At 70.5% G+C, this 19,760-nt stretch carries 17 protein-coding genes; 14 read left to right on the top strand and 3 right to left on the bottom strand.

Translation table 11 applies throughout. The features are described from left to right. The first annotated feature begins 5 nt into the window (after positions 1 to 5). From ACX9GQ_RS13080 to ACX9GQ_RS13070, 3 genes are all read left to right on the top strand, one after another. A complete protein-coding gene (locus ACX9GQ_RS13080) occupies positions 6 to 734 on the top strand; it encodes an ABC transporter permease (protein ID WP_459629992.1) in 729 nt (242 codons plus the stop codon). Continuing rightward, positions 731 to 1,447, top strand: a complete 717-nt coding sequence (locus tag ACX9GQ_RS13075) for an ABC transporter permease (protein ID WP_459629991.1) — start codon at positions 731 to 733, stop codon at positions 1,445 to 1,447. The genes ACX9GQ_RS13080 and ACX9GQ_RS13075 overlap by 4 nt, the downstream gene beginning before the upstream one ends. 64 nt (positions 1,448 to 1,511) lie before the next feature. Further along, complete coding sequence (locus tag ACX9GQ_RS13070) at positions 1,512 to 2,378, top strand: NAD(P)-dependent oxidoreductase (RefSeq protein WP_459629990.1); 867 nt, start codon at positions 1,512 to 1,514, stop codon at positions 2,376 to 2,378. 60 nt (positions 2,379 to 2,438) lie between these two features. On the opposite strand, the gene dusA is transcribed toward ACX9GQ_RS13070, so the two are convergent. Beyond that, complete coding sequence (gene dusA / locus ACX9GQ_RS13065) at positions 2,439 to 3,446, bottom strand: tRNA dihydrouridine(20/20a) synthase DusA (RefSeq protein WP_459629989.1); 1,008 nt, start codon at positions 3,444 to 3,446, stop codon at positions 2,439 to 2,441. Positions 3,447 to 3,761: 315 nt separating this feature from the next. Between dusA and ACX9GQ_RS13060 the strand changes: the two genes are divergently transcribed. From ACX9GQ_RS13060 to ACX9GQ_RS13040, 5 genes are all read left to right on the top strand, one after another. Continuing rightward, positions 3,762 to 4,250: a formate dehydrogenase subunit gamma gene (locus ACX9GQ_RS13060; protein ID WP_459629988.1), complete on the top strand. Its 489-nt coding sequence runs from the start codon at positions 3,762 to 3,764 to the stop codon at positions 4,248 to 4,250. Next, positions 4,247 to 5,800: a formate dehydrogenase beta subunit gene (locus ACX9GQ_RS13055; protein WP_459629987.1), complete on the top strand. Its 1,554-nt coding sequence runs from the start codon at positions 4,247 to 4,249 to the stop codon at positions 5,798 to 5,800. Before ACX9GQ_RS13060 ends, ACX9GQ_RS13055 begins: the two co-directional genes overlap by 4 nt. Before the next feature lie 10 nt (positions 5,801 to 5,810). Next, complete coding sequence (gene fdhF / locus ACX9GQ_RS13050) at positions 5,811 to 8,666, top strand: formate dehydrogenase subunit alpha (protein ID WP_459629986.1); 2,856 nt, start codon at positions 5,811 to 5,813, stop codon at positions 8,664 to 8,666. Between the two features lie 16 nt (positions 8,667 to 8,682). After that, positions 8,683 to 8,898, top strand: a complete 216-nt coding sequence (locus tag ACX9GQ_RS13045) for a formate dehydrogenase subunit delta (RefSeq protein ID WP_459629985.1) — start codon at positions 8,683 to 8,685, stop codon at positions 8,896 to 8,898. 155 nt (positions 8,899 to 9,053) lie between these two features. Next, positions 9,054 to 9,914, top strand: a complete 861-nt coding sequence (locus ACX9GQ_RS13040; RefSeq protein ID WP_459629984.1) for a sulfite exporter TauE/SafE family protein — start codon at positions 9,054 to 9,056, stop codon at positions 9,912 to 9,914. Positions 9,915 to 9,933: 19 nt separating this feature from the next. Here ACX9GQ_RS13040 and ACX9GQ_RS13035 read toward each other — a convergent pair whose 3' ends face one another. Continuing rightward, positions 9,934 to 10,740, bottom strand: coding sequence for an adenosylcobinamide-GDP ribazoletransferase (locus ACX9GQ_RS13035; protein WP_459629983.1), 807 nt, complete (start codon positions 10,738 to 10,740; stop codon positions 9,934 to 9,936). A gap of 78 nt (positions 10,741 to 10,818) precedes the next feature. Here ACX9GQ_RS13035 and cobT point away from each other — a divergent pair, with 78 nt between their 5' ends. Next, positions 10,819 to 11,844, top strand: coding sequence for a nicotinate-nucleotide--dimethylbenzimidazole phosphoribosyltransferase (gene cobT, locus ACX9GQ_RS13030; protein WP_459629982.1), 1,026 nt, complete (start codon positions 10,819 to 10,821; stop codon positions 11,842 to 11,844). Between the two features lie 4 nt (positions 11,845 to 11,848). On the opposite strand, the gene ACX9GQ_RS13025 is transcribed toward cobT, so the two are convergent. After that, the gene (locus ACX9GQ_RS13025; protein WP_459629981.1) at positions 11,849 to 13,408 is read right to left on the bottom strand and encodes a sensor histidine kinase; all 1,560 of its coding nucleotides are present in this window, start codon (positions 13,406 to 13,408) and stop codon (positions 11,849 to 11,851) included. Positions 13,409 to 13,520: 112 nt separating this feature from the next. Here ACX9GQ_RS13025 and ACX9GQ_RS13020 point away from each other — a divergent pair, with 112 nt between their 5' ends. The 5 genes from ACX9GQ_RS13020 (at position 13,521) to ACX9GQ_RS13000 (ending at position 19,731) form a co-directional block, all read left to right on the top strand. Continuing rightward, a complete protein-coding gene (locus ACX9GQ_RS13020; protein ID WP_459629980.1) occupies positions 13,521 to 14,039 on the top strand; it encodes a thermonuclease family protein in 519 nt (172 codons plus the stop codon). A 69-nt stretch (positions 14,040 to 14,108) separates the two neighbouring features. Then, positions 14,109 to 14,717 (top strand): glutathione S-transferase family protein, encoded by a 609-nt coding sequence (locus ACX9GQ_RS13015; RefSeq protein WP_459629979.1) that lies wholly within the window; start codon positions 14,109 to 14,111, stop codon positions 14,715 to 14,717. Then, positions 14,717 to 15,361 carry a uracil-DNA glycosylase family protein gene (locus ACX9GQ_RS13010; protein WP_459629978.1) on the top strand — a complete coding sequence of 215 codons (645 nt, stop codon included), beginning with the start codon at positions 14,717 to 14,719 and terminating at the stop codon, positions 15,359 to 15,361. Before ACX9GQ_RS13015 ends, ACX9GQ_RS13010 begins: the two co-directional genes overlap by 1 nt. A 64-nt stretch (positions 15,362 to 15,425) precedes the next feature. Further along, positions 15,426 to 16,535 (top strand): efflux RND transporter periplasmic adaptor subunit, encoded by a 1,110-nt coding sequence (locus tag ACX9GQ_RS13005; protein WP_459629977.1) that lies wholly within the window; start codon positions 15,426 to 15,428, stop codon positions 16,533 to 16,535. A 28-nt stretch (positions 16,536 to 16,563) separates the two neighbouring features. Further along, entirely contained in the window at positions 16,564 to 19,731 is a 3,168-nt protein-coding gene (locus ACX9GQ_RS13000) for an efflux RND transporter permease subunit (protein ID WP_459629976.1), read from the top strand. The last annotated feature ends 29 nt before the right edge of the window (positions 19,732 to 19,760 follow it).

Below are 19,760 nucleotides of genomic sequence, written 5' to 3'. Positions count from 1 at the left end.
TGCCCATGGACAAAGTGCTGATCCTGCTGTCCTGGGGCGACAAGGGGTGGCTGGACGAACTGGTGGGCGGCGCGCTCGTCACGATCCTGCTGGCACTGGCCACCCTGCCCTTCGGCCTCGCGCTCGGGCTGCTGATCGCGCTTGCCTCGCGATCCGGGAGCCGGGTGCTGAAGGGCCTCGCGACGGTCTACACGACCGTTTTCCGCGGCGTGCCGGAGCTGCTGACGCTCTACATCGTCTATTTCGGCCTGCAGATCGGCCTGCAGAAGGCGTGGAAGGGGCTCGGCTTCTCCGGCTCGGTCGAGATGCCGGCCTTCGTCGCGGGCATGATCGCGCTGGGGATGGTGCTGGCCGCCTTTTCCTCGGAGGTGTGGGTGGGCGCGCTCAACGCGGTGCCCAAGGGCCAGCGGGAGGGAGCGTTCGCGCTCGGCCTCAACCGCGGGTTGACCTTCCGCCTCGTCGTCTTCCCGCAGTTGATGCGCGTGGCCCTGCCCGGGCTCGGCAACAACTGGATGGTGCTGCTGAAGGAGACGTCGCTCATCTCGGTCATCGCCCTGCCCGACCTGATGTTCTGGACCGGGCGGGCGAACGTGGTGACGAAGGAGCCGTTCCTGTTCTTCGGCGTCGCCTGCCTCATCTACCTCGTCTTCTCGCTCGTCTCGGCCGCCGGCATCGCGGCGCTGGAGCGGCGCAGCAACCGCGGCTTCGCCACGGGCGCGGGAGGCGGGCGATGACGTGGTGCGAGTGGCCGGGCTACATCATCGGCAACGAGGCGGTGACGAACTACGGCTGCCGCATGTTCGGCGGGCTGTGGGTGACGCTCCAGCTCGTCGGCATCTCGGTCGGCCTCGGGGTGATCCTGGGCTTCCTCGTCGCGCTGGTGCGGCTCTACGGCGGCCCCGTGTCATCCCGCGTCGCGCTCGGCTACACGACCTTCTTCCGCGGCACGCCGCTGCTGTGCCAGCTGTTCCTCGTCTACTACGGGGCCGGGCAGTTCCGGCCGGCGCTGGAGGCGGTCGGGCTGTGGGGCTATTTCCGCGACGCCTTCTTCTGCGCCGCGTTCACCTTCACCATCAATACCGCCGCCTACCAGGCCGAGATCTTCCGCGGCGCCATCGCGTCCGTGCCGCGCGGGCAATGGGAGGCGGCGAAGGCGCTCGGCCTGCGCTTCCCGGCTATCCTGCGCACCATCGTCATGCCGCAGGCGACGCTGGTGGCCCTGCGGCCGCTCGGCAACGAGCTCGTCATCATGGTGAAGTCGTCGGCGGTGGCCTCTCTCGTCACGATCTTCGACCTGATGGGGACGACCCGCCTCGCCTTCGCCCGTTCGTTCGACCTGACGGTGTATCTCTTCGCCGCGATCCTCTATCTGCTGATCGTGGAGATCATCCGCCGCGTCTGGACGCTTGCCGAACGGCGCCTGACGCGGCATCTGAGCCACGCCTGACCGCGTTCAGGCCGCGCAGCGACACCGGCGGGACGCCGGTGTGACAATCGGAGCAACGATCACGATGGCGAAAGTCGCTTTCCTCGGACTGGGCGTCATGGGCTACCCCATGGCCCGCCACCTCGCCTCCAAGGGCCACGAGGTCACCGTCTACAACCGCACCTTCGCCAAGGCGGAGAAGTGGGTGTCCGAGCACGGCGGCAAGGCCGCCCGCACCCCGCGCGAGGCGGCGGCGGGCCAGGAGTTCGTCTTCGCCTGCGTCGGCAACGACGACGACCTGCGCTCGGTGACGACCGGTCCCGACGGCGCCTTCGCCGCCATGGAGAAGGGCTCGGTCTTCGTCGACAACACCACGGCCTCGGCCGAAGTGGCGCGCGAACTCGCCGCCGAGGCGGCCAAGCGTGGCTTCTCCTTCATCGACGCGCCCGTCTCCGGCGGGCAGGCCGGCGCCGAGAACGGCGTGCTGACCGTGATGTGCGGCGGCGACGAGGCGGCCTTCGCCCGCGCCGAGCCCGTGATCATGAGCTTCGCCCGCGCCTGCCGGCGCCTCGGCCCGTCCGGCGCCGGGCAGCTGACCAAGATGGTCAACCAGATCTGCATCGCCGGCCTCGTGCAGGCGCTGTCGGAGGGCGTCCACTTCGCCCGCAAGGCCGGCCTCGACGTCGAGGCGGTCATCGAGACGATTTCCAAGGGCGCCGCGCAGTCGTGGCAGATGGAGAACCGCTACAAGACGATGAATGCCAACAAGTTCGACTTCGGCTTTGCCGTCGACTGGATGCGCAAGGACCTGTCAATCTGCCTCGAGGAGGCCCGCCGCAACGGCGCCAACCTGCCGGTCACGGCGCTCGTCGACCAGTTCTACGCCGAAGTGCAGAAGATGGGCGGCCAGCGCTGGGACACGTCCAGCCTGTTCGCGCGCCTGGAGCGCTGACGCGGCGACGGAGCCGGACACCACTTCAGAAAGGCCCGCCCGTGCGGGCCTTTCGTCGTTTCAGGCGGCGGCCTCGGCCGGCTCGCGGCTGACGAAGGCCAGCGCCTCGCGCAGCGTCGCGAGTCCCGCCGACGGCTTCACGCCCTCGGTGGCGAGGTGACGGCGCCAGGCGCGGGCCCCCGGGCGGCCGTTGAACAGGCCGAGCATGTGGCGGGTGATGGCGTGCAGCCGCGTGCCCTCCGCGAGCCGGGCGGCGACATAGGGCTCGAACGCCTGCAGCGCGGCGAAGGCATCGGCGGCGGGCCCCTCCTCGCCGAACACGCGGCGATCGACATCCAGCAAGAGGCCAGGATCCTGGTAGGCGGCGCGGCCGAGCATGACGCCGTCGAGCGCGTCGAGATGCGGCAGCGCCGCGTCGAGATCCGCGAGGCCGCCGTTGAGCACCACCGGCAGGTGCCAGCCCGACGCGCTCCATCGCGCCTTCAGCCGGTGGACGCGGCCATAGTCGAGCGGGGGAATGTCCCGGTTCTCCTTGGGCGACAGGCCCTGCAGCCACGCCTTGCGGGCGTGGACGACGAGCCCGTCGACGCCCGCCGCGCGGACGGCGTCGGCCAGCGCGTCGAGCGCCGCCTCGGGATCCTGCTCGTCGACGCCGATGCGGCACTTCACCGTCACGGGGATGCGCACGGCGGCCTTCATGGCGGCGACGCACTCGCCCACCAGCGCCGGCTCGCGCATGAGGCACGCGCCGAAGCGGCCGTCCTGCACGCGGTCGGACGGGCAGCCGCAGTTGAGGTTGACCTCCACGTACCCCTCCGCCTCGCAGATGCGGGCGGCGGTGGCGAGATCCTGCGGGGACGAGCCGCCGAGTTGCACCGCCACGGGATGCTCCAGCGCGTCGAAGCCGAGGATGCGGGCCCGGTCGCCGTGGATTACCGCCCCCGTCGTCACCATCTCCGTGTAGAGCAGCGCGCGTCGCGTGAGATGGCGGTGGAACGCCCGGCAGTGGCGGTCCGTCCAGTCCATCATGGGCGCGACGGAGAAGCGGTGACTCGGGTGGGACGCCATTGCGGCGGGAACTCCTGGTGGCCGGACGGCCGGCCCTGATATCGGGATGCGACCGGCGATCCGCATTGGCATCAAATTGGGACGAACGGCAAGTCCACAAGGTCCGGGATCGCCGGGCGCCGTCGCCTCGTAGCCGCCTGAGCCGCCCCGGCGACCGCCCCTCCACACGAAGTCTCAACGCCCCTGCCCTAGCCTGACGGCGCCATCGCGTCGCGCGGCGGCAAGTTTCGATGCCAGCGCGGACATCGTTTGGCCGCGGCGGGATGTATGCTGATGGTCGGGGGAGCGTCGGCCGCAAGGCCATCGGGGAGACGCATGAGCCAACGCGACACGTTCGACCGCGAGGCCGCGGCGGGCATCATCGACGGATTGCGGCATCTCGACGGGGCGATGCTGCCGGTGCTGCACGCGCTGCAGGAGCACTTCGGCTACATCGACGACGCGGCGCTGCCGCTGGTCGCGGAGGCGCTGAACGTGTCCCGAGCGGAGGTGCACGGCGTCGTCACCTTCTACCACGACTTCCGCCGCGCCCCGGCCGGTCGCCACGTCCTGAAGCTGTGCCGGGCCGAGGCCTGCCAGTCGATGGGCTGCGAGGGCCTCGCGTCGCATCTTTCGAGCGCTCACGGGATCTCCTCCGGCACCACCTCGCCGGACGGCCGGCTGACGGTCGAGGACACCTATTGCCTTGGCCTGTGCGCCGTCGCGCCGGCCGCCATGATCGACGGCGAGCCGGTCGGCCGCCTCGACACCGCGACGCTCGACGCGCTCGTCGAGCGCGCGCTCGGCCGGGAGGGCGGCCGATGACGCTGCGGCTGTTCCTCCCCCGCGACGCGGCCGCGCTGGCGGTGGGAGCCGAGCGCGTCGCCGGCGCGCTCCTCGCTGAGGCGGCGACGTCACGGATGCCGGTCTCCCTGATCCGCACGGGAACGCGGGGCATGCTCTGGCTCGAGCCGCTGCTGGAAGTGGAGCGGGATGGCGTCCGGCACGCCTACGGCCCGGTGACGCCGGCCGACGTGCCGTCGCTGTTGCGCAGCCTCGCGACGGGCGAGCCGCATCCGCTGGCGCTCGGTCCGGTCGACGCCCTCGCCTGGATGCCGCGGCAGCAGCGCCTCACCTTCGCGCGCTGCGGCATCATCGACCCGCTGTCGCCGGCCGACCATGCGGCCCACGGCGGGTGGCAGGGCCTTTCGGCCGCGCTGGGCATGAGCCCGCAGGCGATCGTCGACGCCGTCACGGCCTCGGGCCTGCGCGGACGCGGCGGGGCCGGATTCCCGACCGGCATCAAGTGGAACACGGTGCTCAAGGCGCAGGCGGAGCAGAAGTACATCGTCTGCAACGCCGACGAGGGCGACAGCGGCACCTTCGCCGACCGAATGCTGATGGAGGGCGATCCCTTCCTGCTCATCGAGGGCATGGTCATCGCCGGCCTCGCGGTCGGCGCGACGAAAGGCTTCGTCTACATCCGCTCCGAGTATCCCCACGCCATCCGCACGCTGCGGGAGGCGGTGGCGCGGGCCTACGGGACCGGCCACCTGGGCGACAGCGTCGCAGGGTCCGGCCGCGCCTTCGACCTCGAGGTCAGGGTCGGGGCCGGCGCCTACATCTGCGGCGAGGAGACCTCGCTGCTGGAAAGCCTGGAAGGCAAGCGCGGGCAGGTGCGGGCGAAGCCGCCGCTGCCGGCGCTGCAGGGCCTCTTCGGCCAGCCGACCGTCGTCAACAACGTGCTGTCCCTCGCCGCCGTGCCGTGGATCCTCGCCCATGGCGGACCGGCCTACGCCGCCTTCGGCATGGGCCGCTCGCGCGGGACGCTGCCGGTGCAGATCGCCGGGAACGTGAAGCGCGGCGGCCTCTTCGAGACCGCGTTCGGCATGACGCTGCGCGAGATCGTCGAGGACCTCGGCGGCGGCACGGCCTCGGGCCGACCCGTTCGGGCCGTGCAGGTGGGCGGTCCGCTCGGCGCCTACCTGCCCGCGTCCCTGCTCGACACGCCGCTCGACTACGAGGCGCTGGCGTCGGTGGGCGGGATGCTCGGCCATGGCGGCCTCGTCGTGTTCGACGACACGGTCGACATGGCGAAGCAGGCCCGCTTCGCCATGGCGTTCTGTGCCCTGGAGAGCTGCGGCAAGTGCACGCCCTGCCGCATCGGCTCGACGCGCGGCGTCGAGGTGATCGACCGGATCGTGGCCGGCGAGGAGCGCGAGGCGAACCGCGCCGTGCTCGACGACCTGCTCACACTCATGACCGACGCCTCGCTCTGCGCGCTGGGGGGGCTCACGCCCTTGCCGGTGAAGAGCGCGCTCGACCATTTCCCCGAGGATTTCGCGCCGCGCCCGATTCTGCGCGCGGCGGAGTGAGGAGGCAGCCATGCCGCTCATCAAGGAAATCGACACCGGCACGCCGATCCGCGTCGCGGAGACGAGCGTCACCCTGACCATCGACGGCCAGAGCGTCACCGTTCCCACCGGCACCTCGGTGATGGCGGCAGCGATGAGCATGGGGACGAAGATCCCGAAGCTCTGCGCCACCGACATGCTGGAGGCCTTCGGGTCCTGCCGGCTCTGCCTCGTCGAGATCGAGGGCCGCCGCGGCACCCCGGCCTCCTGCACCACGCCGGCCGAGAACGGCATGGTCGTGCGCACCCAGACCGACCGGCTGGCGAAGCTGCGCAAGGGGGTAATGGAGCTCTACATCTCCGACCACCCGCTCGACTGCCTCACCTGCGCCGCCAACGGCGACTGCGAGCTGCAGGACATGGCCGGCGCCGTCGGCCTGCGCGAGGTGCGCTACGGCTACGAGGGCGCCAACCATTTCGACGCGCCCAAGGACCAGTCGAACCCCTACTTCCAGTTCGACCCGGCGAAGTGCATCGTCTGCTCGCGCTGCGTGCGGGCCTGCGAGGAGGTGCAGGGCACGTTTGCGCTGACCATCGACGGGCGCGGCTTCGCCAGCGCCGTGTCGCCCGGCGGATCCGATTTCCTCGGCTCGGAGTGCGTGTCGTGCGGCGCCTGCGTGCAGGCCTGCCCCACTGCGACGCTCGTCGAGAAGAGCGTGGTCGAGATGGGCCAGCCGGAGCACTCCGTCGTCACCACCTGCGCCTATTGCGGCGTCGGCTGCTCCTTCAAGGCCGAGATGCAGGGCGACCGCGTCGTGCGCATGGTGCCCTACAAGGGCGGCAAGGCGAACGAGGGCCACTCCTGCGTCAAGGGCCGCTTCGCCTGGGGCTACGCGACCCACAAGGACCGCATCACCAAGCCGATGATCCGCGAGAAGATCACCGACCCGTGGCGCGAGGTGAGCTGGGAGGAGGCGATCGCCCACGCGGCGGGCGAGTTCCGCCGCATCCAGGCGACCTACGGCAAGGACGCCATCGGCGGCATCACCTCCTCGCGCTGCACCAACGAGGAGACCTTCCTCGTCCAGAAGCTGATCCGCGCCGGCTTCGGCAACAACAACGTCGACACCTGCGCCCGCGTCTGCCACTCGCCCACGGGCTACGGCCTGCGCACGACCTTCGGCACGTCGGCCGGCACCCAGGACTTCCGCTCCGTCGGGCAGTCGGACGTGGTGCTCGTCATCGGCGCGAATCCCACGGACGGGCACCCCGTCTTCGCCTCGCGGCTGAAGAAGCGGCTGCGGCAGGGCGCCCGCCTCATCGTCATCGACCCGCGGCGCATCGACCTCGTGCAGTCGCCGCATGTGCGCGCAGAGCACCACCTCCAGTTGATGCCGGGCACGAACGTGGCGCTCGTCAACGCCATGGCCCACGTCATCGTGACGGAGGGCCTCGTCGACGAGGCCTTCGTGCGCGAGCGCTGCGACCTCGGCGACTTCGAGGTCTGGGCGCGCTTCATCGCGGAGGAGCGGCATTCGCCGGAGGCGACGCAGGCGCTGACGGGCGTCCCGGCGCCGGAGGTCCGAGCGGCGGCGCGGCTTTACGCGACCGGCGGCAACGCGGCCATCTACTACGGCCTCGGCGTCACCGAGCACTCGCAGGGCTCGACCATGGTGATGGCGATGGCGAACCTCGCCATGGCGACCGGCAACATCGGGCGCGACGGCGTCGGCGTGAACCCGCTGCGCGGCCAGAACAACGTGCAGGGCTCGTGCGACATGGGCTCGTTCCCTCACGAGTTCTCCGGCTACCGGCACGTCGCCGACGACGCGACGCGGGAGATGTTCGAGACGCTGTGGGGCCGGCCGCTGTCGTCGGAGCCGGGTCTGCGCATCCCCAACATGCTCGACGAGGCGGTGGGGGGCACGTTCAAGGGCCTCTATTGCCAGGGCGAGGACATCGCCCAGTCCGATCCCAACACGCAGCACGTGGTGGACGGCCTGAAGGCGATGGAGTGCATCGTCGTGCAGGACATCTTCCTCAACGAAACGGCGAAGTACGCCCACGTCTTCCTGCCGGGCTCCTCCTTCCTCGAGAAGGACGGCACCTTCACCAACGCCGAGCGCCGCATCAGCCCGGTGCGGAAGGTGATGGCGCCGCTCGCGGGCCTCGCGGACTGGGAGGTGACGCTGAAGCTCGCCGAGGCGCTCGGCTACCCGATGCACTATGCGCACCCCTCCGAAATCATGGATGAGATCGCCGCGCTGACCCCCACCTTCGCCGGCGTCAGCTACGCGAAGCTGGAGGAACTCGGCTCGATCCAGTGGCCCTGCAACGACAAGGCGCCCACGGGCACGCCCATCATGCATGTCGACCGCTTCGTGCGCGGGCTCGGCAAGTTCATGATCACGGACTTCGTACCCACCGACGAGCGCACGGGGCCGAAGTTCCCGCTCATCCTCACCACCGGCCGCATCCTCAGCCAGTACAATGTCGGCGCGCAGACGCGGCGCACCGCCAACACCGTCTGGCATGACGAGGACGTGCTGGAGATCCACCCCTTCGACGCCGAGAGCCGCGGCATCCGCGACGGCGACCTCGTCGCCCTCCAGTCCCGCTCCGGCGACATCGCGCTGCGCGCCCACATCACCGAGCGGATGCAACCGGGCGTCGTGTACACGACGTTCCACCACGCCCGCAGCGGCGCCAACGTCGTGACGACGGACTACTCCGACTGGGCGACGAACTGCCCTGAGTACAAGGTCACGGCCGTGCAGGTGCGCCGCACCAACCACCGCTCCGGCTGGCAGGAGCAGCACGACGCCGAGGACGTCGCGCTGACGCGCATCGACCACGGCCCCGTCCCCGTCCCCGAGGCGGCGGAGTGACAGGCGGAGCCGGAGCATGACCACCGACCGCATGGTCCACATGGCGAACCAGATCGCCGCCTTCTTCCGCTCCTATCCGCACGACACGGCGGTCGAGGGCATCGCGGGCCACATCCGCCAGTTCTGGGCCCGCCCCATGCGCGAGCAGCTGTTCGCCCACGTGGATGCCGGCGGACAGGGGCTCGAGGGGCTGGTCGTGGAGGCCGTGCAGCGGCTGCGGGTCGGGGCGTAGGCGCGAGCGGCTCCGGCGACTCTTCTGCCGTCAACTGGAGTGACCGTCTCCCCGCGCGAGCCAGCCTCGCGCAGGTCACGCTTGCCCTTCGCGGGGAAATGCCGCAAGGGGGGCGCGCCGCGTGCCGGCCGCATCGCCTTCCGAGGGTGTCCCCCATGTTCCATGACGTCGCCTATGCCCAGCTCGCCTTCCTGGCCGTCGGCCTCTTGGCGGCGGGCGCCTTGACCGGGCTGCTGGCCGGCGTGTTCGGCGTGGGCGGCGGCGCGATCATCGTGCCGGTGCTCTACGAGATGTTCCGGCTGCAGGGCATCCCCGAGGACATCCGGATGCCGCTGGCTGTCGGCACCTCGCTGGCGGTGATCATCCCCACCTCGATCCGCTCGTTCCGCGCGCACCGCGCGAAGGGGGCGGTGGACCTCTCGATCCTGAAGACCTGGGCGCTGCCGGTCGTCATCGGCGTGGTCGTCGGCTCGGCGGCGGCACGCTACGCCCCGCCGGACCTGTTCAAGGCCGTTTTCGTCCTGGTGGCCGGCGCCAGCGCCATCCGCCTGCTCTTCGGCCGGGACAGCTGGATGCTCGGCAACGACCTCCCGGGCGGGCTGCTGATGCAGTTCTACGGGCTGCTGATCGGCGTGCTGTCGGCGCTTATGGGCATCGGCGGCGGGCAGCTGTCGAACCTGTTCATGACCTTCTACGGGCGGCCGATCCACCAGGCGGTGGCAACCTCGTCGGGGCTCGGCGTGCTGATCTCGATTCCCGGCGCCATCGGCTACGTCTATGCCGGATGGCCGAAGATGGCCGACTGGCTCAACATCGGCGCCGGCGCCGTGCTGCCGCCGCTGTCGCTCGGCTACGTGTCGGTGCTCGGCGCAGCGCTGCTGATCCCAACCAGCATCTGGACGGCGCCGCTGGGCGTGCACCTCGCCCACAAGCTGTCGAAGCGGCGGCTGGAAGTGGCCTTCGGCCTCTTCCTGATGGTGGTGTGCCTGCGCTTCCTCCTCGGCATCATCGCCTGAAGGCTCAGGGCGTGCCGGATCAGGGTCTGGCGACAAGCGCCAGCAGCAGCACGATCTCGGACGCCTGCGTCGCAGCGCCGGCGACGTCGCCGGTCTGCCCGCCGATCATGCGGCGGGACAGGGCAGCGAGCGGGATCGCGACCGCCGCCGCGAGCGCCAGCGCGAATCCGGCACGGACGGGCCCGTAGGCCGGGAGCAGGAGAACGAGCCCGATGACCGCCGCCAGCACGGCGGCGTGCAGCATGGTGGCGTCGGTCGGGCGGCCGACGGCGGCGGACTTGCCGTCCGGCTTGGCGTTGGGCAGGTGCCAGATGAGCCCGAGGCCGGCGACCCGCGACACCGCGCCGGCCGCCACCATGGCGAGCGCCGCCGGCCCCCACCCCTTCTGGTCGACGAGCGCGGCGACGAGCAGCACGCGCCCCAGCAGCGACAGCACCAGCGCCGCACCGCCGAAGGTGCCGATGCGGCTGTCCGTCATGATCTCGAGGCGCCGGGCGGGCGTGGCGCCGCCGCCGAAGCCGTCAGCCGTGTCGGCGAGCCCGTCCTCGTGGAAGGCGCCGGTCGAGGCAACGGTCGCCGCGATGGCGCAGGTCGCCGCCAGCGCCGCCGGAAGACCCAGGCCATGCGCGAAAGCGAGCGCCAGGGCCCCCACCATGCCCAGCAGCGCCCCCGCCACCGGCAGCATGCGGACGACGCGGGTGAAGTCCGGGAGGGCGTGGGGGTCCGTCTCGCCGGGCATCCGCGGGATCGGCAACCGGGAGTAAAAGCGCAGGCATTGCGCCAGCGCAACGAGTGGGCCCACCGGGCGGGGCTGTGCGTCGTTCATCGGGGTTCCCGGCCTCCGCCGTGCTTGCTATGGCAGTCCGCCGCGCGAATCCCGCCGGCGTGACAGCGAGTATGCAGCATGGGTCCGACACCGGGCGGCACGCCTTTCGACGACATCCGCGGCCTGATGTCCATCCTGCCGGAGGGCGACGAGGCCTCGGCGGCCGCGGCCCGGGCGCGCGACGCGCAGCTGACCAAGCCGGCCGGCTCGCTCGGGCGGCTGGAAAGCCTCGTCGAGTGGCTGGCACGCTGGCAGGCGAAGCCCATGCCGGAGATCCTGCGGCCGCTCGTGTGCGTGTTCGCCGGAAACCACGGCGTGGTGGCGCAGGGCGTCTCGGCCTTCCCGCAGGCGGTCACGCGGCAGATGCTGGAGAACTTTTCCGCCGGCGGCGCCGCGATCAACCAGATCTGCGCGACCCACGACCTCGGATTCAAGGTGTTCGACCTCGCCCTCGACATTCCCACGGGCGACATCACGCGCGAGGCGGCGCTCGACGAGAAGGCGTGCGTGGCCACCATGGCCTTCGGCATGGAGGCGATTGCGGGCGGCACCGACCTGCTCGGCGTCGGCGAGATGGGCATCGGCAACACCACCGTCGCGGCGGCCATCTACGCGGCGCTGTACGGCGGCGACCCGGCCCGGTTCGTCGGCCGGGGGACGGGCGTGGACGACGCGGGGCTCTCGCGCAAGGTGCGAGCCGTCGAGGCGGCGCTCGCCACCCACGCCGGGCATCTCGAGGACCCGCTCGAGGTGCTGCGCCGCGTCGGCGGGCGCGAGATCGCGGCCATGGCGGGGGCCATCCTCGCGGCGCGCCTCCAGCGGGTGCCCGTCGTGCTCGACGGCTACGTGGCGACCTCGGCCGCGGCCGTGCTCCATGCGCTCGATCCCGCCAGCATCGACCACTGCGTCGCCGGCCACCGCTCGGCGGAGGGGGCCCATGCGGAGGTGCTGGAACGGCTCGGCAAGCCGCCGCTCCTCGACCTCGGGATGCGACTCGGGGAGGGCAGCGGAGCGGCGCTGGCGATGGGCCTGATCCGGGCAGCGCTGGCCTGCCACCGCGATATGGCGACGTTCTCGCAGGCCGGCGTCAGCGGGAAGGATTGAGCCGTCAGGCGGCCCGCTGGCGCCGCAGCGTCGGCGGAGCCTGGGGCGGGCGGACGTCTCCCCGATCGTCGACCGGGGGAACCGTGTCCATCACCCGCGATGCGGGGAAGGTCACGATGGCGTCCGTGCCCTCGCGCAGAACGGAATTCAGCGTCAGCGTGCCCCCGTGCATGTCGATGAGGCCCTTGACGATGGGCAGGCCGAGCCCCGTGCCCTGTTCCGCCGTCTTGATGGCGAGAGAGCCGCGCCCGAAGGACTGCAGCACCACCGGGATCTCCTCCTCGGGAATGCCGGGGCCGTTGTCCTTGACGCTGAGATACTGGCCGCCCGCAGCGGTCCAGCCGATCTTGATCACCACCTCGCCGCCCTGCGGCGTGAACTTGATGGCGTTGGAGAGCAGGTTCAGCGCGATCTGGCGCACGGCGCGCTCGTCGGCCCAGAGCCGCGGGAGGTCCTTCTCGACGCTCTCGCGGATGGTGATCGAGCGGCTCCTCGCCCGCATCTGCAGCATGTGCCGGCAGTCCTCCACCACATGGACGAGGCTGATCGCCTCCTCCTTGAGCTCGTAGCGCCCGGCCTCGATGCGCGAGAGGTCGAGGATCTCGTTGATGATGTCGAGCAGGAGCTGACCCGACGCGTGGATGTCGTTGGAGTACTCACGATAGGCCGGCACCTGGTGCTGGCCGAAGAGCTCGGACTTCATCACCTCGGAGAAACCCAGGATGGCGTTGAGCGGCGTGCGCAGCTCGTGGCTCATGGTCGCGAGGAAGTGCGACTTGGCGACGTTCGCCTCCTCGGCGCGGCGCCTGGCCTCGTCCGAGTTCGCCTTCGCCTGTTCCAGCTCCGCGATGAGGGCGTCCTTCTCGGCACGGAATTCCATCGATGCGAGCGTCGTCGAATAGAGCCGCTTCGACAGGGACGCGAAATAGAGCTGTCCGCCGACCGCCATCGCCACCATGGCCGTCCATTCGATCTCGCCCGGCGCCACGGCGAGGTGCGCCGTGATCACCGCCGTGATCGGCAGGATGCCGGCGTAGACGCTCAGTGGCAGGTTGAACGACAGCATCACCGTGACGGCGGTCACGAGGAGGCCGAGGAACAACAGGAAGGTGCGCGCCTCGGGGCTGTCGACCTGCAGCAGCAGGTTGATCAGGATCGACCAGCTCAGGCCGTTCAGCAGGGACGACAGCGCGAAGATTCGGCGCCACGTCGCCGTGGAGGCCTTCTCCGGGTCCATCCTGAGGAAGCGGCCCGCGATCACCGTCGAGACCGCGATCGCGGAGGTTGCGACCACCATCCAGCGCAGGATGCTGGGGACGTCGAGCCAGATCTTGCAGGTGACGCCCACCACGAGCGCCAGCAGGAGCATCGCCGTGAGGCTGCCCCGCTGCGTCTCGGCATAGAGGCGGAGCAGCTCGTGCTCGAAGGCGCGCTCGAGCCCGCTGCTCGACGTCAGTTTCTCGCGCACGGCGCGCAATTCCGACGTCACCTGCCGGCGGCGGGCCACCGTGGCGGGGTCTGCGCCGCGTCCCCGCTGGATGATTTCTGGCGTAAGGTCAGTCATTGTCCCTGCCGCTCCGGCCCCGGTGCGGCTCCCCATGGGGACCATGTCCCAAAAGAGTTAACGTCGGGATGCTTCGACCGCTCGAATTGCTTTCGTTCAGCCTGAATCCTTCATGAGCAGGATCCTTCGCCGGCCGGTCCGTGTACTCGTCACGGCCGCGCTCGCGGTCGTCGTCTCGGGGCTCCTCGCGCGGCTGGGCCCGCTTCAGACATGGCTGGAACGGCGGCAGGATCTCGCCGGGGCGGTCAGCGTCATCGACGGTGACAGCCTGAGGCTCGCCGGCGTCGAACTGCGGCTCGAGGGCATCGACGCGCCCGAGCTGGCGCAGACCTGCCTTGCCGAAAAGGGCGAGGTGGCCTGCGGGCGCATGGCCAGGGAAGGGCTGGCCGGCATGTCCGCGTCTGGCCCCGTGCAGTGCCGCGTCGGCCGCGAGGACCGCTTCGGCCGGGGCCTGGCGCTCTGCCGCGCCGGCGACCTCGACATCAACCGGGAAATGGTTCGCCGCGGGCTTGCCGTCTCGTTCGGCCGGTACGAAGCCGACGAGGCGGAGGCGCGCCAGGCGCGGCGGGGGATCTGGGCCATGCGCTTCGAGCCGCCGTCGGCCTGGAGGGGGCGCCACCCCAGGCCCTGACTGCCCCGATCGCCCAGACGCGGCCTCCCCGCCGTTGACCGCATGGCCCGCCCATGGTGGGGTCGGCGCATGAAACTCTACGACTCCGTCTTCGCGCCCAACCCGAGGCGCGTCCGCATCTTCCTCGCCGAGAAGGGCATCTCCGTACCCACGGAGACGATCGATCTCGCGAAACTGGAGCAGAAGGCCGAGGATTTCACCCGCCTCAATCCGCTCCAGCGCACGCCGGCCCTGGTCCTCGACGACGGAGCGGTGCTGACGGAATCGGTGGCGATCTGCCGCTATTTCGAGGAGTTGCAGCCCGAGCCCGCTCTTTTCGGCCGATCGGCGCGGGAGAAGGCCTTCGTCGAGATGTGGAACCGGCGAGTCGAGCTCGGGCTCTTCGCCAGCGTCGCCGCGGTGTTCCGGCACCTCCACCCCGCCATGGCCGCGATGGAAGAGCAGATGCCGGCCTGGGGCGAGGCCAACAAGCCCCGCATGATGGAGCACCTCGCCTTCCTCGACCGCGAACTCGCCGGGCGGGAGTTCATCGCCGGGGACGCCTACTCGATCGCGGACATCACGGCGCTCTGCGCGGTCGACTTCATGCGACCGACGCGCATCCGGGTGCCGGAGGACCACGTCCACCTCCTGCGCTGGCATGCCGCCGTGTCGGAGCGGCCCAGCGCCAAGGCCTGATGCCCAGCGAGACCCTCGACGACCTGCTGGCCCGCATCGCCGCGTGCCGGATCTGCGTCGAGACGCCGCGCGGGCGTCCGCTGCCGCATGAGCCGCGCCCGGTGGTGCGCGTCGGCGCCGGCCTCGCCCCCGTCCTGGTGTGCGGCCAGGCCCCCGGCATTCGTGTCCACGGCAGCGGGCGGCCCTTCACCGACCCCTCGGGCGTGCGGCTGAGGGAATGGCTCGGCGTCGACGAGGAGACCTTCTACGACACCGACCGCTTCGCCGTCGTCCCGATGGGCTTCTGCTTTCCCGGCTACGACTCGAAGGGCGCCGACCTGCCGCCGCGGCGCGAGTGTGCCGCCACCTGGCACGACCGGCTGTTCGCGCTCATGCCGAGGGCGCGGCTCGTCGTCGCGCTTGGCTACCACGCCCAGGCCTACCACCTGCGCCGGCTGGGACGCGCCGACCTGCTCGGCAGGACCTTGGGCGAGACCGTGGGGAAGTGGGAGAAAATCCGCGCGGAGACGGGCATTTATCCCCTCCCCCATCCCTCCTGGCGCAACAATGCGTGGTTGAAGCGCCACCCCTGGTTCGCGGAAGAGCTCCTCCCCCGGCTCCGGGACGACGTGGCCGCGCTGCTCGCCACGACGGACAGGACCTGAGCTCGAGGGTGGACGCGGCGGAGCCTCCAGTCCAAAAAGGGGGCCTGCAGCGAGGGGAGTCCCGATGATCAGGTCCGTAGTCCGGCACGCCGCACTGTCGATCGTGGCCATGATCCCGGCGGTCGCCGGTGCCCAGACGCAGCAACAGCTTCCTGCCGTGCTGGTGACACCGGCCGCGATGCAGGCGGTCTCGACCACGGCAGACTTCCTCGGCCGCGTCCAGGCCGCCGAGAAGGTGGACCTGCGGGCCCGCGTCGAGGGGTTCCTGACCGAGCAGCGCTTCAAGGAAGGGCAGATGGTGAAGAAGGGCGACGTCCTCTTCGTCATCGACAAGGCGCCCTACGAGGCCACCGTCGAGCAGCGCAAGGCCGACGTCGCCTCGACCGAGGCGATCGAGGCCAACGCCGTTGTGCAGCTGGCGCGAACCCGGGAACTGGCCGAGCGCGGCAATGCGCCCACCGCGACGCTCGACCAGCGCATCGCCGAGGAGGCGAAGGCCAAGGCCGACATCGCCAAGGCCAAGGCTGCGCTGCGTTCCGCCGAGATCGACCTTTCCTACACGAACATCATCGCCCCGATCGACGGGCGGATCGGCCAGGCCGCGGTGACGCCGGGGAACCTCGTGAACCCCGCGACCGGGACGCTGGCGACGATCGTCAGCATCGATCCGATCAACGTCACCTTCCCGGTCACCCAGCGCGAGCTGCTGCAGGCCCGGCAGCGGGCCGGCGGCGTGCCGGAGAAGATCATCGTGCGGCTGCGACTGGCGGACGGCACGATGTACGACCAGACCGGCCGCATCCAGCTGCTCGACGTCGCCGCGAACCAGGGGACCGACAGCGTCACCGCCCGCGCGACGATCCCGAACCCGAAGGGTACGCTCATCGACGGCTCCTCGGTCCGCGTCATCCTCGACGTGGGCGAGCCGGAGGAGCGGCTCGTCGTGCCCTCGGCGGCCGTCGCCATCGACCAGCAGGGACCGTTCGTCCTGATCGTGGGACAGGGCGACAAGGTCGAGGTCCGGCGGCTTCAGCTCGGCGCGCAGCGCTCGGGGCTCAGCGTCGTCGAGAAGGGCCTCAATGCCGGCGACCGCGTCATAGTCGAGGGCCTCGTGCGGGTGAGGCCGGGCATGCAGGTGGCGCCGTCGCTGGCGCCCGCCGCCCCGCGCAGCTGACCGCCCGCAGCCTCGACAGGACCCGCCCATGATCTCCGCCGTCTTCGTCGACAGGCCCCGGATGGCCTTCGTGATCTCGATCGTGATCACGATCGCGGGCCTGCTCGCCATCTTCCGCATCCCGGTGGCGCAGTTCCCGGACATCGTGCCGCCGCAGGTGTCGGTGAAGGCGAGCTACCAGGGCGCCTCGGCGCAGGTGGTGGAGCAGACGATCGCGCAGCTGATCGAGCAGCAGGTCAACGGCGTCGACAAGATGCTGTACATGAAGTCGACGTCCGGCAACGACGGCAGCTACAGCCTGTCGGTGTCGTTCGAGGTCGGCTCCGACCCGGACATGAACGCGGTCAACGTGCTCAACCGCGTGCAGCTCGCCCTGCCGAAGCTCCCGCAGGAGGTGCAGCGCTCGGGCGTGACCGTCGCGAAGGCCTCCTCGGCGCTGCTGCAGGTCCCGGTGGTGTACTCGCCGAAGGGCACCTTCGACGGGTTGTTCCTGTCGAACTACGTGACCATCAACATGCTCGACACGCTGGGCCGCGTGCCGGGCGTGGGCAGCGTGACCCTGTTCGGGCCGCTCGACTACGCGATGAACATCAACGTCAACGTCGAGCGCCTCACGGCGCTGTCGCTGACGCCGGGCGACCTGATCCGCGCGGTCCAGTCCCAGAACGCGCAGGCCGCCGTCGGCCGCATCGGTGCCGCGCCCCTCACCTCCGACACTCAGTTCCAGCTGACGATCACCACCCAGGGTCGGCTCAGCACGCCGGAGGAGTTCGGCGCCATCATCGTGCGGGCCAACCCGGACGGCAGCACGGTGCGCGTGCGCGACGTGGCGGACGTCTCCATCGGGGCGCGGCGACTCGACGCGGAGAGCTTCCTCAACGGTCGTCCGGGGGCGGCGATCGGCATCTACCAGGCGCCCGGCGCGAACGCCGTGGCCGTGGCGGAGGGCATCCGCAAGGCCATCGGAGAGATGAAGAAGCGCTTCCCGGAGGACATGGACGTCGAGGTCATCTACGACACCACCGTCTTCGTGAAGGACACGATCAACGAGGTCATCCGCACCCTCGTCGAGGCCTTCGTGCTGGTCGGCATCGTCGTCTTCATCTTCCTCGGCAGCCTGCGGGCGACGCTGGTCCCGATCATCGCCGTGCCGGTCTCGCTCGTCGGCACCTTCGCGGTGATGCTCGCGCTGGGCTTCTCGGCCAACACCGTGTCGCTGCTGGCGCTCGTGCTCGCCATCGGCATCGTCGTCGACGACGCCATCGTGGTGGTCGAGAACGTCGAGCGCGTGCTGCACGAGCATCCCGAGCTTTCGCCCGCCGAGGCGACGAAGAAGGCGATGGGCGAGATCACGGGGCCGATCATCGCCATCACGCTCGTGCTGCTGTCGGTGTTCGTGCCGACGGCGTTCATCCCCGGGATCACCGGCCAGCTCTACCAGCAGTTCGCCGTCGCCGTGTCGGTGGCGATGCTGATCTCGGCGGTGAACGCCCTGTCGCTCTCGCCGGCCCTGTGCTCGATCCTGCTCAAGCACGGCATGAAGCCGATCGGCATCGTGCGTCGCATGCAGGCGGGAATCGACAAGGCCCGCGACGGCTACGTCGCCGGGTGCCGCGTGCTCGTGCGGCGGGTCGCGCTCACGCTCGGTCTCCTCGTGGTGTCGCTGGCGCTCGCCGGCTGGTTCGGCAAGATCACGCCCACCGGCTTCCTCCCCGACGAGGACCAGGGCGCCTTCATGGCGGAGCTGCAGCTGCCCCCCGGCGCCTCCGTCAACCGCACGAAGGAGGTGGCGTCGGCGGTAGCGGAGATTCTTCGCAGCGAGCCGGGCGTCGCCAACCTCATCACCATCAGCGGCAACTCGATCACCGAGGGACTCGTCCTTTCCAACCGCGCCTCCTTCATCGCCGGCCTGAAGTCCTTCGAGGAGCGGCAGAAGCTGGCGAAGGAGACGGGGCAGCCGCAGAGCGTGCAGGCGATGATCCGGCGGCTGCAGCCGAAGCTCAACGCCATTGCCGCGGGCATCACCTTCCCGTTCAACCTGCCGCCGATCATCGGTCTCGGCACCGGCTCGGGCTTCGAGTACCAGCTCCTCGACCTGCAGGGCGCGTCGGTGGAGACGCTGGCGCAGGCGGCCCGCGGCCTCGTGTTCAACGCCAACCAGGACCCCGACCTCGCCGCGGTCCGCACCAGCTTCGCCGTGTCCACGCCGCAGCTGCAGCTCGACCTCGACCGCGAGCGGCTGCAGCAGCTCGGCCTCGACCTGTCACACGTCTTCGCCGCCCTGCAGGCCACGCTCGGCGGATACTACGTCAACGACTACAATCAGTTCGGCCGGACCTGGTCGGTCATGCTGCAGGCCCGGGCCGAGGACCGCATGGCGGCCGACGACATCTACCGGGTGAACGTCCGCAACACCCGCGGCGAGATGGTCCCGCTGCGGGCCTTCGCCTCGACCAGCCTGCAGGTCTCCACCGCGAGCCTCGTGCGCTACAACAACCTGCGCTCGACGACGATCAACGGCGAGCCGCGGCAGGGCGTGGCGTCCGGCACGGCGCTCGCCGCGATGGAGCGCATCTCCGAGAAGACGCTGCCGGCCGGATTCGGCTTCGCGTGGACGGGCACGGCGCTGCAGGAGAAGGAGGCGGCGGGGAAGACGGGCTTCATCTTCGCCCTGTCGATCCTGTTCGCCTACCTGTTCCTCGTCGCGCTCTACGAGAGCTGGTCACTCCCGGTGGCGGTGATGCTGTCCGTCGGCGTCGCGGTGGCGGGCGCCATGGGCTTCCTGCTGCTGATGGGCCTCGACAACAACCTCTACGCCCAGATCGGCCTCGTCGTGCTGGTGGCGCTTGCCGCCAAGAACGCCATCCTCATCTTCGAGTTCGCCATGGAGGCGCGCAGCCACGGCAAGGAGATCGTCGACGCGGCGCTCGAGGCGGCGCACCTGCGCTTCCGCGCCGTGATGATGACGAGCTTCGCCTTCATCCTCGGGCTGGTGCCGCTCGTGATCGCGCAGGGCGCGGGCGCCGCCAGCCGGCAGGCCGTGGGGTCCGCCGTCTTCGGCGGCATGCTGGCCGCCTCCATCGTCGGCATCTTCCTGATCCCCGGGCTCTACCGCGTCGCGCAGCAGCTGCGCGAAAAGGGCCACGCCTTCGTCGGACGCGGGAAGACGGCGGCCGAGCCGCCGGCGCACGGCTGAGGAACCGCAGCGGCGTTGCCGCTCCCTTC

Source organism: Alsobacter sp. R-9 (assembly GCF_054612375.1).
Note: the sequence above shows the minus strand (reverse complement) of the source record. Positions and strands in the feature narration are given on the sequence as shown.